General features: G+C 72.5%; 20 protein-coding genes and 1 pseudogene. 18 read left to right on the top strand and 3 right to left on the bottom strand.

Annotation, left to right across the window (positions count from 1 at the left end):
* Positions 1-18: 18 nt before the first annotated feature.
* The 3 genes from ACYP53_RS09685 to ACYP53_RS09695 form a co-directional block, all read right to left on the bottom strand.
* Positions 19-570: a phosphotransferase-like protein gene (locus ACYP53_RS09685; protein ID WP_459647155.1), complete on the bottom strand. Its 552-nt coding sequence runs from the start codon at positions 568-570 to the stop codon at positions 19-21.
* Positions 567-1568, bottom strand: a complete 1002-nt coding sequence (locus ACYP53_RS09690) for an AAA family ATPase (RefSeq protein ID WP_459647156.1) — start codon at positions 1566-1568, stop codon at positions 567-569. Before ACYP53_RS09690 ends, ACYP53_RS09685 begins: the two co-directional genes overlap by 4 nt.
* Before the next feature lie 264 nt (positions 1569-1832).
* Positions 1833-2180 (bottom strand): GntR family transcriptional regulator, encoded by a 348-nt coding sequence (locus ACYP53_RS09695; RefSeq protein ID WP_459647157.1) that lies wholly within the window; start codon positions 2178-2180, stop codon positions 1833-1835.
* A gap of 224 nt (positions 2181-2404) precedes the next feature.
* On the opposite strand from ACYP53_RS09695, the gene ACYP53_RS09700 reads away from it, so the two are divergent.
* The 18 genes and pseudogenes from ACYP53_RS09700 to ACYP53_RS09785 all read left to right on the top strand — a co-directional run bounded on the left by ACYP53_RS09700 (position 2405) and on the right by ACYP53_RS09785 (position 14513).
* Positions 2405-3112 carry a hypothetical protein gene (locus tag ACYP53_RS09700; protein ID WP_459647158.1) on the top strand — a complete coding sequence of 236 codons (708 nt, stop codon included), beginning with the start codon at positions 2405-2407 and terminating at the stop codon, positions 3110-3112.
* A 110-nt stretch (positions 3113-3222) separates the two neighbouring features.
* Positions 3223-3510 (top strand): hypothetical protein, encoded by a 288-nt coding sequence (locus ACYP53_RS09705; RefSeq protein ID WP_459647159.1) that lies wholly within the window; start codon positions 3223-3225, stop codon positions 3508-3510.
* Positions 3507-3758 (top strand): hypothetical protein, encoded by a 252-nt coding sequence (locus ACYP53_RS09710; RefSeq protein ID WP_459647160.1) that lies wholly within the window; start codon positions 3507-3509, stop codon positions 3756-3758. Before ACYP53_RS09705 ends, ACYP53_RS09710 begins: the two co-directional genes overlap by 4 nt.
* Entirely contained in the window at positions 3755-5041 is a 1287-nt protein-coding gene (locus ACYP53_RS09715) for a DUF2637 domain-containing protein (RefSeq protein WP_459647161.1), read from the top strand. Before ACYP53_RS09710 ends, ACYP53_RS09715 begins: the two co-directional genes overlap by 4 nt.
* A complete protein-coding gene (locus ACYP53_RS09720; protein WP_459647162.1) occupies positions 5038-5424 on the top strand; it encodes a hypothetical protein in 387 nt (128 codons plus the stop codon). Before ACYP53_RS09715 ends, ACYP53_RS09720 begins: the two co-directional genes overlap by 4 nt.
* A gap of 110 nt (positions 5425-5534) precedes the next feature.
* Complete coding sequence (locus ACYP53_RS09725) at positions 5535-7724, top strand: cell division protein FtsK (RefSeq protein ID WP_459647163.1); 2190 nt, start codon at positions 5535-5537, stop codon at positions 7722-7724.
* Positions 7725-7873: 149 nt separating this feature from the next.
* Positions 7874-8128, top strand: a complete 255-nt coding sequence (locus ACYP53_RS09730) for a hypothetical protein (protein WP_459647164.1) — start codon at positions 7874-7876, stop codon at positions 8126-8128.
* A 50-nt stretch (positions 8129-8178) separates the two neighbouring features.
* Positions 8179-8367, top strand: coding sequence for a hypothetical protein (locus ACYP53_RS09735; RefSeq protein ID WP_459647165.1), 189 nt, complete (start codon positions 8179-8181; stop codon positions 8365-8367).
* A gap of 13 nt (positions 8368-8380) precedes the next feature.
* Positions 8381-8593 (top strand): hypothetical protein, encoded by a 213-nt coding sequence (locus ACYP53_RS09740; protein WP_459647166.1) that lies wholly within the window; start codon positions 8381-8383, stop codon positions 8591-8593.
* Positions 8590-8871 (top strand): hypothetical protein, encoded by a 282-nt coding sequence (locus ACYP53_RS09745; RefSeq protein WP_459647167.1) that lies wholly within the window; start codon positions 8590-8592, stop codon positions 8869-8871. The genes ACYP53_RS09740 and ACYP53_RS09745 overlap by 4 nt, the downstream gene beginning before the upstream one ends.
* 15 nt (positions 8872-8886) lie before the next feature.
* The gene (locus tag ACYP53_RS09750) at positions 8887-9087 is read left to right on the top strand and encodes a hypothetical protein (RefSeq protein ID WP_459647168.1); all 201 of its coding nucleotides are present in this window, start codon (positions 8887-8889) and stop codon (positions 9085-9087) included.
* 106 nt (positions 9088-9193) lie between these two features.
* Positions 9194-9547 carry a hypothetical protein gene (locus ACYP53_RS09755; RefSeq protein WP_459647169.1) on the top strand — a complete coding sequence of 118 codons (354 nt, stop codon included), beginning with the start codon at positions 9194-9196 and terminating at the stop codon, positions 9545-9547.
* A 153-nt stretch (positions 9548-9700) separates the two neighbouring features.
* Positions 9701-10294, top strand: coding sequence for a hypothetical protein (locus ACYP53_RS09760; RefSeq protein ID WP_459647170.1), 594 nt, complete (start codon positions 9701-9703; stop codon positions 10292-10294).
* A 47-nt stretch (positions 10295-10341) separates the two neighbouring features.
* Positions 10342-10794, top strand: a pseudogene (locus ACYP53_RS09765) (DNA cytosine methyltransferase); the annotation flags it as partial.
* Between the two features lie 534 nt (positions 10795-11328).
* Positions 11329-11490 carry a hypothetical protein gene (locus tag ACYP53_RS09770; protein WP_459647998.1) on the top strand — a complete coding sequence of 54 codons (162 nt, stop codon included), beginning with the start codon at positions 11329-11331 and terminating at the stop codon, positions 11488-11490.
* On the top strand, positions 11487-11834 hold the full coding sequence (locus tag ACYP53_RS09775) for a hypothetical protein (protein WP_459647171.1): 348 nt from the start codon (positions 11487-11489) through the stop codon (positions 11832-11834). Before ACYP53_RS09770 ends, ACYP53_RS09775 begins: the two co-directional genes overlap by 4 nt.
* 83 nt (positions 11835-11917) lie before the next feature.
* On the top strand, positions 11918-13912 hold the full coding sequence (locus tag ACYP53_RS09780) for a YfjI family protein (protein ID WP_459647172.1): 1995 nt from the start codon (positions 11918-11920) through the stop codon (positions 13910-13912).
* 262 nt (positions 13913-14174) lie between these two features.
* The gene (locus ACYP53_RS09785; protein ID WP_459647173.1) at positions 14175-14513 is read left to right on the top strand and encodes a DNA-binding protein; all 339 of its coding nucleotides are present in this window, start codon (positions 14175-14177) and stop codon (positions 14511-14513) included.
* Positions 14514-14539: the final 26 nt, after the last annotated feature.

Genomic DNA, 14539 nt, shown 5'->3' on the forward strand with positions numbered 1-14539 from the left:
GAGCTGTCGTCCCGGCCGCTACCGGCCACCGCCCGAGAGAAGTGCATCGATCAGCCGGGCAGCCTCCGCCGGGTCCACTGCGCTGGTGTCCACCGACAGATCCCACGCCTGGTCAGGGTGCGCCTCAACATCGGCCTGAGTCGCGTCCCAGGCACTCAGGCGAGCCTCGGTGTCCTGGTCCCCCCGGCCAGCCGAGCGGGCTGCGGTCACCTCTCGTCCGCACCAGAGGAGTACGACGGCCCAGTCCGCCGGATAGCCGCCGACCAGGGCAGCGATGCCGTCGATCTGGCCCAGGTGCACGATCGGAGTCCCACCCCCGAACGCGGCATCCATGCCTGGGCGGTCGATGACGTAGGTGTTCCCGTACCGGCGGTTCTGGTAGATGACGTCACCCGCCGACTCCAGCTCGGCCAGCTGCCCGGGAGTGCCCATTCGGTACCCCTCAGACTTCCCGGCGCCGACCTTGAGCCTGGAGAACAGCCGGTAGTCCCCGACCTCTTGGAGCGCCCGCGTCACCGTGTCTTTCCCGGCTGCCGGCGGCCCGTAGAGGATGAGGCCCCGGGCGGTCACAGCCCGCCCCCGCTCAAAGCGTCGCGCGCCTGGTCGGCGGCGGCGACGGCCGCGCCGAGGCGGTTGTCCACGACGAAGTGGGGACCAGCCGGCCTGAGCTTCAGATCGACCGTGGCCAGGTAGTCCTCCCACGCCTCCATCTTCCACATGTCCCGCGCCGCACCCCGGAACTCGATGTACTCCCTCATCGACTCGGGGTCACATTCCACCCAGATCGCCGCCACGGCGACCCGCTTCGCCTTGCACCGGTTGTAGAAGCGCTGCATCCAGTCCGCTTGCGAGAACTCCGCGAGGAACGGCGCGTCGAGAATTACGGAGGTCCCGCAATTCAGGTTGTCCCACGCGGCCTCCATGAGGCAGCGGTATTCGAGCGGCCTCACCTTCTCGCGGTAGAGGTCGGAACTCCGGTCGTTTGCCTCTCCACCAAGGGCCAGCAGAAGCTGATCGACCAGCGGCCGGGTCAGCGAATCCTTGTCGAGGATTGGCCACCCCGTGAGGCGGCCGAGGAATTTGGCGTACTCGGACTTTCCGGAACCGGCGTAGCCGCCAACCAGAAGAACGACCGGACCGGCGTCATCACCAGCTGCCCGGCGCCTCCACTCATCCACGATGCGGCTGCGGAACGCGTCGGCGTCGACCCCATCCGCACCCTCGCGCAAGTTGCCGAGAGCCTCACGGATGGTCTCGGCCAGGTCGGGGACAGTCTCTGTTGAACGCTGGTTGGGCACCGTAGCGACCTCTCCGGGGAGGGCCCGGCGGAAACCCAGCTCCGCCTCATTCAGGCGGTAGAGAATGCAGTAGGCCCGGCGATAGTCGGGGCGCGGGAATGCTGTTCCCTTCTCGTGTGCCCAGACCGTCTGAAAGTTGGCCGCAAGGCTGAACTTGTGCCGCTCGCCGATTTCCCGCAGCTTCTCCCCGACTTCCTCAAGGGTCAGGCCGTGGGACTCCCTGACCTCTTTGAGAAATGCCGGATTCCAATCTGGGCGCTGCCGAGCCATATTCCCCTCCTAGGAAACTGCTCGTGCCGCGAGTGTAGCGGCTCGTTGAGTCACCTGAAAATCGCGATAGAAGTCGTGATACTACTCGTGTAAATATGTGCAACCGAATACCGGTAAGGCTCCGTGATACCGATTCCTCGACGGCAGGTGTGAACTGAGATCAGTCCGCACCACCGAGGAGGTAGCAATGCGGAGCCAAGCGCCCCGATATGCAGAGAGGGGACCGCAGCGAACCCGCGATCCCCTGATCCCCCCGCCCAGCCATCACTTGGCCTCAAGCTCCGCCACCCGCGCAGCTAGCGCGCGGAGCTCATCTCGAACCTCCGCCAGCTCCTGTCGCAGCTGGCCGGCCTCGCCCGCCGCCGCGGCTGCCTTGACCGCCGCGTCTGGCGCCAAGAACGCCGCCTTGCCCTGGTGGCTCACCACCAGACCAATCTCCTTCAGGTGCGTTACGGCCCTGCGAGCAACCGTCACCGTCACCTCGTACTGCGTCTGGAGCGCCGCCAGCGACGGGATCCGCCCGCTGGCAGCGAACTCCCCGGCAGCGATTCGCACGCAAAGGTCGTCCGCCACCTGCCGGTAGGCGGGCTTCTCTCCGGTCCACTCGACCATCAACTCTCCACATCCCTCTGCGTCTGTGCCTCATAGTGCCGCACGCTCCGGCCGGAACCAATGCTTCCGCATGACACCGGGCCGATGGACTTGCCAACTCTGACCTCTCTGCCTCACAGTTGAACTGTGCGACAGAGAGAACAAAGCTCTCAGGTCGCGCTATTCCAGCACGTCAACGTGCTGATCCCACCTGCGCTCCACCTGACGATTCAGGAGGTTTCGCCATGCTCGCCACTTCCCGCATGTCCACCACCCCGACCGTGACCGGCCGTTCCTACGCCCGCCGTGTGGCGTCGCTGACCAGCCGCTCCTGCCGGATTTCGGCGGGCGCGTGGGTGGCGGAGGCTCAGGGTGACGAGCGTCGCCGTCGCGCTGCGGTCTGCCGCCTCGGTCGGCTGACCGGGAAGCGGGCGCCGCGGTGGAGTGGCGAGATCGGCGTGCAGGACTGGCGAACGATCCTGGCGGCCGGCGCGGATGTCTTGGCCGAGGCCGGGGCGGCACCTCAGGTCGCCGCCGAGGAGGAGCCCGCCAAGTGCACCGAGTGCGGGACGAAGCTGAACCGCGCGAACCGCAGCGCCGTCTGCGGCCCGTGCCAGGCCTCCACCACCACCGAGCCGGTCGATGCGCCCGCCAAGAACCGGCACGCCAAGCCGGACATGAAGCACCTGAACGACACGGCCCGGGAGTTCGCCCGGGTCTCCACCAGGAGCAAGGACGACCGCGTGGTCGACCGGACCCGCAACGGGCGCGTCGAGGCCCTGGTGAACGAGTTGTTGGCCGCCCGCCCGGCGGGCGCGCTGGACCTGGTCGGCGAGGACGAGCGCGAGCTGGTCGAGACGTGGAGCCCGTTCCGCAACGGCCCGCGCCACATCGTCCGGTGCGCCGACGGCTCCCGCCGCTACGGCAACGGCGAGCTGGTCCCGGAGCACTAACCCCCAGCTCAACCCATCTACTGCCCTGAGCGGTGGGCGGCTCCCGTGTCCTTGGCCGGAAGAGGAGCCGCCCCCGCTGGGCCCACCCACCAACTGGAAGAGGTAGACCCGTGAAGTCGATTGTTGCAGGTCAACGGGCCGTTTCGGCCCTGGAGTTCGCTGAGCTGGCGCTCGGCGTCGACAACGAGCCGTTCGGGGCGCTGTTCGGCGGCGTGGCCGGCGAGAGCGTGACCGAGTACCAGGCCCGTACCGACGTCGCCCGGGAGGTGCTGGCGGAGCTGTGGGAGACGGACCCGGAGTCCGCCGAGATCGCGGCCGAGCTGCTGAAGACCGCCCCCGTCCCGCTCCACCGCCCGCGCCCCGCCGGTCGCCGATTCCGCTCGGGGGCCGCGGCATGAGCCTCTACGACTGGGTCATGCGAGCCACCGACAACCCGATGGCCGTGCACAAGGTCAGCTCCGCCGCCCAGGTCGGCGCACGTGTGGCGACCGACCACGGCTACCCGCAGTTGGCCACCGCTGCGGCGGCCGGGGCCGCGCTGTTCACGGCCGTGAACACCGTGATGCACGCGCCGTCGGCCGCCCCGGTGGAGTACGCCGGCTTCACCACCGACGGCGAGCAGCCGAAGCGGAGGTGGCTGCGGTGAGCGGGCTGAACGACTACCGCGCCGAACGCCGGGCCGACCGGCAGGCCGAGCGGGCCGACACCCGTGCGGACCGGCGGGAGGAACGCGAGCAGGCCCGGCTGGACGCCGAGGCGGCCCGCCAGCGGCGCGATGCCGACCGGCGCGCCGTCGAGCAGGGCAAGGACCGGCGCCGGGCGGCGCGGGCCGCGCGGTTCGGCCGGGTGACCGGCTGGGTGTCGGCGAATCCGGCGCGGGCGTTCGTCCGGCTGGTGCAGGCGTGCTCGATCGTGCCGGCCGTCGTGTCGCAGGTGGCCGCGCTCGACGGCGCGGACGTAGCGCTGCTGCTCGCGGTGCTGCTAGCCGCGATGCTGGAAGGCGGCGCGTGGGCGCTGGTCGCCATGGGCGCACAGGCCGAGGGCGAGCGCTCCACCCACACCTACCGCCTCGGCGCGTGGGCCGCCGGCGCCATTGCCGCCGGGATCAACTTCGCCCACGGCTGGCAGCAGTACCCGGACCACCGGTGGGTGGCATTCGTGCTGGCACTGTCCAGCATCGGCGCCGTGTGGCTGACCGACCTGCAGACCCACGGCGGCCACGGCCCGACCACCGCCGAGAAGAAGCAGTCGAAGGAGCGGACCGAGCACGCCCGCCGCCGCGCCGCCCACCACCCGAAGGTGCGGGAGGTCGCGGACCGGCTGCTGTCCGCCGCCGCCTACGGTGCGTTGTCGGCCGATGAGGCGTGGCGGATCGCGTGGGAGTACGTCCACGGCGTCACCGTCCCCGGGCTGACCGCCGAGCTGCTGGCCCAGCGGCTCAACGCCCGCGCCCGGGTGGCGGAGCTGAGCGCGCTGCCGGCGCCGGCCGATCTGTGGCCGGGAATGCCCGACGACCCGTTCCCCGCCCTCACGCTGCCGCTGCCCTCCGGGCCGTCCGACGGCGTCTACCTCGACACCGTTCCCGACGAGTTGCGGAACGCTTCCCCGATCACCACGGAAGCACTCGAAGCCCTTTACGGAACCGGGTCGAACGTGCCCGCACCGAACCCGGACAGGCCGAGCAGCGAGCCCCTGGCCACGGTGGCCGGGAACGGTTCCGGCCCGGCCGGGGAACGCCCCCTCGACCCGGCCGATCTGGCCCGGGTCCGGGTGCTGGCCGCAGACCTGGCCGCCGACGGCGAGGAGCTGTCGACCCGCAAGGTCCGCGCGCTCCTCGGCTGCCGCAACGAGACCGCCGTCCGCCTGCGCGCCGCCATCGAGGCCGAGCGCACCAACCCCGGCGACGCCGGCAAGGAGAACGCACAGTGACCACCGCCACCGACACCCGTCCCACCGCCGCCGCCGACCAGATCAACGCGGCCGGCGTGCTGCTGTCCCTCCTGAGCGCCCACTCGACGCTGCCCGCCCCGACCGTCCAGCTCCAGTACCTGCGGGTGCCCGACACGCACGACTTCCTGTGGGGGCTGGAAGTCGCCCTGCACAACGGCCTCGACCACTTCGAGCAGTGGCGCCAGACCCTCGACATCGACCCGAGCGCCGTCAACCACGACACCGCCATGTCCGGCACGCTCGCCTGGCTCACCGCCACCATCACCTACGGCGGCGTCCCGGTGAAGCTGACCGGCTTCTACCACCAGCCCGAACCGGCCACCGCCGAGGCCGCCGCCCTGGACGCGGTCCCCGTCGGCTGACTGGCCGCCACCTTCGGATCACCCCGGGACGGCCGTGCTTGCTTGCCGGCGCGTCCGGCCGTCCCGGGGCCCCTTTCCGCACCACACCAGCAGTGAGGAAGGAAGCCCCAGTGAACCACCACACCCCCGGCGACGACGCCGAGAACGAGCTGTTCGCCCGCCTGGCCGCCGAGATGTCCGCCGACGGCGTGGTCGACCTGGCCAAGGCCCGCGCCGAACGCCGCCCCGCCGCCGCGACCGCCGTGGACGACGACGAGGACGGCCCGTCCGTCTACGTCGACCAGCCCCAGGCGGTGCCGCTGCCGGTGCCGGAGGGCACCCGCCGCCCGATCCTGCCCGCGTGGCTGCTGTCCAAGGCCGAGCTGAAGACCCAACTCGCCTACGTGGCCGGGTGGATGGGCCACACGGCCGCCTACCACGCGATCCGCACCCCGCTCTACGCCGGACGCCTCGCCGCGCGGGCCCCGCGCGGCACGGCCCGCCTGCTCACCTTCATGGGCCGGTGGACCTCCGACGCCGAGGGCCAGCCGCTGCGGGCGGCCGCGGCCCGGCGAGAGGATGCGGAGCTGTACCTCAAGCTCACCCGCCAGCGCGACAACCGTGTGCGGCTGCGGTCCCTGATCTCCCTGCTCGGCTCGGTGTTCGGCCTCACCGCGGTGATCGTGCTGTGGGTGCTGACCAGCACCGCGACCCTGCTCGCGCTGGCCTCCGCGGTGGTGCTGGCGCTCGGCGTGGCCGGCGCGCCGGCGGACGAACCGCTCATCACCCGCGCGGTCGTCAAGGCCAAGGCGCCGAAGCTGACCTCGGACATGGTGGTGCGGGCGCTGGAGTCGCTGGGGATCGGCGGGATCACCTCCGCCAAGTCCAAGGGCTCCGGCATCACGTTCCCGGCCCCGATCATGCGCGACGGGCCCGGGTGGCGCGCCGACGTCGAGCTGCCGCACGGCGTCGAGGTCGCGGACGTGATGGGCAAGCGCGGGCAGCTCGCCTCCGGCCTGCGCCGCCCGCTCGGCACGGTGTGGCCGGAGCAGGCGCCGGGTGAGCACCCCGGCCGCATGGTGCTGTGGGTCGGGGACCAGGACATGGCCACCGCCAAGCAGCCCGCCTGGCCGCTGGCCCGCAAGGGCACCGTGGACCTGTTCGACCCGGTGGCGTTCGCCACCGACCAGCGCGGCGCCTGGGTGAACGTCACCCTGATGTTCATCGCGGGCGTGATCGGCGCGGTCCCGCGCATGGGCAAGACCTTCCTGCTCCGCCTGCTGCTGCTCATCGCGGCCCTCGACCCGCGGGCCGAGCTGCACACCTACGACCTCAAAGGCACCGGCGACCTCGACCCGGTCGGCGAAAAGGTCAGCCACCGCCACCGCGCGGGCGACGACGACGAGGACATCGAGTACGCCATCGCCGACCTGCGCGAACTGCGCGAGGAGCTGCGGCGCCGCACCAAGGTGATCCGCTCCCTGCCCCGGGACGTGTGCCCGGAGTCGAAGGTCACCAGCAAGCTCGCCGACAACAAGAGCTTGCGGCTGCACCCGATCGTCGTCGGCGCGGACGAGTGCCAGGTCTGGTTCGAACACCCCAAGTACGGGGCGGAGTTCGAGGAGATCTGCACCGACCTCGTCAAGCGCGGTCCGGCGACGGGGATCGTGCTGCTGCTGGCCACCCAGCGCCCCGACGCCAAGTCCCTGCCCACCGGCATCTCCGCGAACGCGATCCTGCGGCTCTGCCTCAAGGTCATGGGGCAGACCGAGAACGACATGGTGCTCGGCACCTCCGCCTACAAGCGCGGGATCAGGGCCACCACGTTCACCCGCTCGGACCGGGGCATCGCCTACTACATCGGCGGTGAGGGCGCCGACGCCCAGATCGTCCGCAGCGTGTTCGTGGACGCCCCCAACGCGGAGGCCATCGCCCAGCGCGGCCGCGAAGCCCGCGAGAGCGCCGGGCTGCTGTCCGGTCACGCAGCCGGCGGAGCGGGCTCGACGCCGGCGACGGCGCCGTCGTACGACCTGCTCGCCGACATCCTCGGCGTCTTCGGCCCGGATGAGCCGAAGCTGTGGTCGGAGACCATCGTTGCCCGCCTGGCCGAGTTGCGGCCGGACGCGTACGGGCCGTGGGGAGAGCTGGAGGGCCGCGCGAAGGCGGACCAGCTCGTGACCGCGCTCAAGCCCTACGGCATCACCACCGGCCAGGTCTGGGGCACCACCGAGGACGGCAAGGGCGCCAACCGGCGCGGCATCACCCGCACCGACATCACCAAGGTCGTCACCGAGCGCGACAAGAAGCGCGACGCCGGATAGCTCCGGACGGCCCCGGATCGGGTGCTAGGCCTAGCGGCCATCCCCGCTAGACCTAGCACCCCCGCTAGCGGCCCCCATAGGCCCTGATCAGGACGCTAGCCCCTAGCACGCCACCCCCTAGACCTCCCGAAACCGCCCTGGAGGCACCCATGACCCCCCTGATACTCGCCGCGCTCGCCGCCGCCGCGCTGGCCGCGCTCTGTTACGCAGCGTTGTGTGCCGCGAGCCCCTTCGGTGACTGCCGCAAGTGCGACGGCCTCGGCTTCCAGCTCACCCACGACCGCCGCGGCAAGCCCAAGCGCGGCAAGCACTGCCGCCGCTGCCGGGGCGTCGGCAAGCGCATCCGCGTCGGCCGCCACCTCTACAACGTCGCCCACCGCACCTGGACCGCCGGCACCAACTAGCCCCACCCCGCAGACCACCGTCCGCCCACCGCACCGTCCGGGAGAACCGCATGAACGTGACCATCTCCGTCGCCGCCGTCACCGGCCTGATCACCATCACCCTCGTGTGGACCAAGCGCGTCGGCGCCGGCACCGCCCTGATCGTCTGGCTGTCCGGCCTCACCGCCGCCTCCACCGGCCTGGCCGGGCCCGTGAACAACCTCCTCGCCGCCGTCGTCTCCGCCCTCAGCAGCCACTGACCCGGCGCCCGCGATGACTACGCCCGCCGCGATCCGGCCGCTGGCCGCCGTCCACCTGCGCGAAGCCCTCACCGCCGCCGCCAACCGCGAGCCGGCCGCCGCGCTGGCCGCGCTCATGCACATCGACCCCGAGTCCTGGACCGCCATCGAGCAGCGCGCCCGCCTGCTCGGTGCCGACCTGGTCGACCTGCTCGCCCACGCCGCCCGCACCGGAGGTACCCCGTGAGCACCACCACCGACGCCCTCACCGCCGCCGCCCTGCTCGGCCCCGGCACCCTCCTCGGCGCCGCCGCCCTCATCACCCAGCACCGCGGCCGCACCGACTCCGCCGCCGTCCACCAGGTCCTCGCCGAGTCCGCCGCCGAACGCGCCAACCGCACCGCCACCACCGACACGGCCCCGCCCGACGGCGGCGAGGGCGCCCCGGCCCCGGCCGCCGAGCAGCCCGCCCGTCTCGCCACCGTCCACCAGTTCCCCGGCGCCCGCACGCGCCGGGCCGCCTGACCGGAGGGCACGCCCGTGTACGACGACCACGACTTCGACCCCGACGAGTACGACGACCTCGACACCGACGGCTCCGAGGACTGGCAGCCGGGCGAGTGCGACCACTGCCCCGGCGGCGAGCCCGTCGAGACCCCGCTCGGGCTCATCTACTGCGCCTGCCAGATCGGCCAGGGCGCCGACCCCGAGAACTGCGCCTGCGGCCCCGACGGCGACTGACCGGCCTGTGCCCACCGCCGTTCCGCCCGCCCCTCGCCCCCGCGGGCGGGGTGCGGGCGGTGCGGGGGACGGACAGCCCGATCCCACCCGTCGCCCCGGAGGGCCCATGCCCCAGATCACCCTGACCCGCATCGACTCCACGTCCTACGAGGTCACCTACGACGGAGCCACCTACCTCCTGATCAAGCGGCCCGGCGCCACCAGCGACAAGGGCAAGACCGGCCGGGAGGCCTGGCACCTGCACCCCTGGCCGGCCGCCCCCGGCGTCCTGGAGCCCGCCCTCGCCCACCTCGGCACCCGCCTCGACCACGCCCAGCACCTCACCCTCCTCGTCCTGGAGGGCTGGACCTGGTACCTCGGCACCCCGTCCACGCCCGGCGGCGAGATCTGGCGCCACGACGACGGCACCACCCGCCCCCTGAACGACCTCCTCGCCGGCCACCACCGCACCGAGGACTGACCGCGCCGAGGACTGATCGCGCCGGGCACCCGCCCGGCACCCGGCCCACCCGCACCATCCGGACAGCACGAAGCCCCGCAGCGACCGACTCTCTGCCAAGAACAGGCGGTCGCGGCGGGGCCGTGCGTCCCCTTCACAGAGATGGGATCCAGCATGCCCGAGTTCGACCCCGTCACGCTCGCCTTCGTGGACGACGACTACGACCGGCGCCACGCCTCCGACGGCAACTCGCGGTTCGGCGTCTACCTCGACCGGTACGCCGGCCTGCCCCGCGAAGGCGAACCGCCCTACACCGGCGCCGAGTTCGCCGTCGTCGCGTGGGGCATCGCCACCGCCCCGGTGATGTCCCCCGGCTACGTCCGCATCCGCCCGGACCTGCTCGCCGTCACCGCCCACCCGGCCGAGGACGACCCCACCGCCCTGGTCCTGCGCATCACCGCCCCCGTCCCCCACCACGCCCTCGCCACCCGCCCGCGGCCGGGCCGATGGCTGGACTGGGAGCGCGACTGCCACGACCGCGGCCCCTGGTCGCCGACGGTCGAGCCGATCCCCGACCGGCGGCCCGTGATGCTCCTCTCCGCCTACCTCTGCCTGCCCGTCCCCGCCGCCACGCTGGTCGTCCCGACCGCCAACCGGGTCGGCCCCGAGCTGACCGGCCAGGCCAAGGCCGCCGTGGCCGTGCTCGCCGAGCACGTCAACCGGCTCGCCGGCCCGGCCGTAGCCGCCCTGCTCGGCGACGCGTCGTGAGCGGGCCGCGGATCGGCTCGCTGTGCAGCGGGTACGGCGGCCTGGACATGGCCGTCCAGCAGGTGCTGGGCGGTGAGTTGGCGTGGGTCGCCGACCCCGACCCCGGGGCGACGGCGATCCTCGCCCACCACCACCCGTACGTGCCGAACCTCGGCGACATCACCGCCGTGAACTGGTACGAGGCCGAGCCGGTGAACGTGCTGGCCGCCGGCTTCCCCTGCCAGTCCGTCAGCCTGGCCGGCAAAGGCGCCGGGATCGTCCCCGGCGCCGCCTCCGGCCTGTGGGTCGAGGTCGCCCGCGCCGTCCGTGAACTCCGGCCCTCCCTGGTGGTGATCGAGAATGTCCAAGGCCTCCTCTCGGCGAAAGCCGACCGCGGCGGTGCTGGAGTGGGATCCGGAGCGCCGGATCTGGACCCGGCGACCGGACGGCCCCTCGCTCTTCGCGCTCTCGGCGCCGTTCTGGGAGACCTGGCCGGCCTCGGGTTCGATGCGGAATGGACGAGCGTGCGAGCGTCCGACGTCGGCGCCGCCCACCAGCGCACCCGGGTCTTTCTCCTCGCCTGGCCTGCCCACCCCCAGGGCCCGCGACTCGCGTGGCCGGGGCTTCGCGGACGGCCTGCCGAACACGGTGTCGCTGCTGCCGACCCCGACCGTGTCGGAGGCCACGGGCACGGGGCACACGGCCCGGGGCGGGATGAATCTGCGGCACACCGTCTCGCTCCTGCCCACCCCCAGGGCCTCGGAGAACGAGAACCGGCAGACCAAGCGCACCCCCTCGCAGGAGGCGGGGAAGCACGGCCTGTCCCTCGCGGCGGAGATGGCCTCGCTGCTGCCGACCCCGAGGGCGACGGACGGGACCAAGGGCGGGCCGAACCAGCGCGGCAGCAAGGGGGACCTGACGCTGCCCTCGGCGGCGGCCCGGATTGGGGCCCGTACGGCCCGGCCGTCCGCCGGTGGGAAACGGTCCTCGGCCGACCCGTACCCCGGCCAACTGACGATCGAGGACGCCTGAACCCCGTCTTCGTCGAGTGGCTGATGGGCCTGCCCCCGGGGCATGTCACCACCGTCCCCGGCCTGTCCCGCACCGCCCAGCTCAAGGCGCTCGGCAACGGCGTCCTGCCCGACCAGGCCGCCGCCGCCCTGCGCCTGCTCCTCGACCGCGCCACTGCGGGCACCGAGCTGGGGGTGGCCGCGTGACCCGGACCCCACCGCTCGGCGACCGGCAGGGGCTGTGGCAGGCCGTCCTTGCCGCCGCCGCGGGCCGCTGCCAGTGCCGCGGCACCTGCGGCAAAAACCACGACAAGGACGGCGGACGCTGCCCCACCGTCCACGGCGGCTACGGCCACCGCCACGGCACCGGCCCCGTCCACCTGCTCGCCGCCCCGGCCGAACCGCACGGTCTGCTCCTGCCCGCGCACCAGGCCGCCGCCCTGCCCAAGCAGGCGCTCGCCGCGTGGTGCCCGGAGTGCCACGACGCCACCCGCCGCGCCGCCGACAAGGCCCGCCAGGCCGCCGACCCGGACGGCCTGTTCGACCTCTGACCACCCATCCCTCGGGCGGTCCGCGCCCGGAGTTCTCCCGGGCTCGGACCGCCCAGCTCCGCTCCGCACGAAAGGAGCCCGCGTTGAGCACCGAGTACGCGCCGAACGTGATCCCGTTCCGGCCCGAGCCCGCCGAGGTCAAGGCCGCCGAGCAGGCCGTCATCGGCTCCGCCCTGCTCGACCCCGCCCAGATCCCGGCGCTGGCCGCCCAGCTTGGCGATCCCGGCGTCTTCCACCACCCCGCGCACGAGACGATCTGGCGCGCCATCACCCGCATGGCCGGCGGCGAGCGGCCGGTCGACCCGCTGCTGCTGACCGGCGTCCTGCGCGCCCAGGGCGACCTTGGTCGCATCGGCGGGCCCGGCTACCTGCACACCTGTATCGCGGCCACCCCCACCGCCGCGAACGGCGACTACTACGCCGAGGTCGTTCGCGTGGCCGCCGAGCGCCGCCGCATCGGCACGAACACCAGCCGCCTCGCCCACATGGCCGGCGACGACCAGACCGACCTGGACGCCGTCCGCACTGCAGCCCTCTCCGTGCTCGCGGACCTCGCCGCCGGTGACACCTGGCTCGACCCCGTCCCGCTCGGCTCCCACACCGGCCTGCCGACCTTCCCCGTCGACGCGCTCCCCGAGTGGGTCGGCGCCTACGTCGCCGCGGTCGCCGAGTTCACCCAGACCCCGCCGGACGCGTCCGCCACCATGGCCCTGGCCGCGCTGTCGACCGCCGCCGGCGGCCGGGTCGGCGTGGAGATCCGGCCCGGCTGGCGCGAGCAGTCCAACCTCTACCTCACCTGCGCGATGCCCCCGGCCAGCCGCAAAAGCGACGTGTTCGCGTTCATGATGGGCCCGGTCTACAAGGTCGAGGCCGAGCTCCAGGCCGAGACCAGGGCGGCGATCATCGAGGCCGAGACCGCCCGGGACGCCGCGCTCGCCGAGGTCGACGCCCTGATGACCAAGGCCCGCAAGAACCCCGACACCGACCGCGCCCAGCTCATGGCGGAGATCTCCGCCGCCAAGATGCTCGCCGAGCAGATCACCGTCCCCCCGAACCCGCGGCTGACGCTGTCCGGGGACATTACCCCCGAGACCGTCACCAGCCAGCTCGCCGTCCACCGCTGCCTGGCCGCGCTCTCCCCCGAAGGCGACCTCTTCGACAGCATCGTCGGCCGCTACTCCAGCAAGCCCAACCTGGGCGTCTTCCTCCAGGCCCACAAGGGCGAACGTCTCCAGGTCGACCGCATCACCCGCGAGCAGACCACCGTCGACAAGCCCGCCCTGACCATCGGCGCCACCCCGCAGCCCGCCGTCCTCCAGGAACTCGGCGCCGCCTCGGGGGCCCGCGACCGGGGCCTGCTCGCCCGCTTCCTCTACTCCCTGCCGCCGTCCAACCTCGGCTACCGCAAGATCCGCACCACCCCCATCCCCGACAAGGCGGCGAACGCCTACGACCGCAACCTGACCCGCCTGCTCCGCGCGATGACCGACCTCACCGAACCCGTGGTCGTGCTTATGAACCAGGCTGCCGACCTCGCCATCGAGAAGCTGCAGGAGCGCGTCGAGGTCCAGCTCCGCCCCGACCAGCCGCTCTCCCACATCAAGGACTGGGCCGGCAAGCTCGTCGGCCACATCGCCCGCATCGCCGTCCTGCTCCACCTCGCCGACCACATCGCCTCCGACCAGGACCAGGGTGCCTGGCGCGCCGACCTGGAGGCCGCCGCCGTCGACAGGGCCGCCGAGATCGCCGACTACTACACCGCCCACACCCTCGCCGTGTTCGACCTCATCGCCGCCGACCCCGCCACCGAGGACGCCCACGCCATCCTCCAGTGGCTCCAGCGGCCCAAGCAGGACGGCACCCACCGCACCCACATCAAGGCCCACGACGCCGTCGCCAGCAGCCGCCGCTACAAGAAGGTCGCCGACGTCGAACCCGCCCTGCACCTGCTCGAACAGCACGGCTACCTCCGCACCGACCAGCCCCCCGCCGACAGCCGCCGAGGCCGCCAACCCGCCGTCACGTTCCGTGTCCACCCCTCCATCACGACCCTCGTGGACGCGACGGAAGCCCCGTAACCGTCAGGGATGTCAGGGAAAATCCCTGACCAGCGAAAACAAGCCCTGACCGCCTGTCAGGGAACGTCAGGGATGTCAGGGAAAAGCCGAATTTCCCTGACATCCCTGACAAACCCTGACGTCCTGCCAGGAGCCAAAGCCGCAGGTCAGCGATTTTCCCTGACATCCCTGACACTTTCCGGCCCCAACCCCCGTCCACGCATCGGGGCCGTAACGCACCGCAACCACCGTTCAGCCCGCTGCGCGTCTGGGAGAGTCCGCCATGACAGCTGCACGACCCGCGCCCCCGCTCCTTCCTCCGGTCTACCTGCCGAGCGACATCGCCAAGGCCCTCCACCGCTCGGAGTGGTGGGTGAAGGAGCAGGCCAGGCGGGGCCGCATTCCGTTCAGCAAGCCCGGTGGGAGCTACCGCTTCACCGCCGAGCACTACGCCGAGATCCTGCGGATCTACGAGAGCCGCCCGGTGGATGTCGACGTGACGGCTCCGACAGCGAAGCCGCCGCGCCGCCGCACCGCCCCGACCCCGGAGCCGGTTACCCACCTCAAGGCCCGCACCCCGCGCCGAGCGCGGAACAGTCAGTCGCGGAACAACGCGGCCTGATCCCGTGTGCCGCCCGGCTTCGGCCG

The organism is Kitasatospora sp. Ki12, assembly GCF_054601375.1.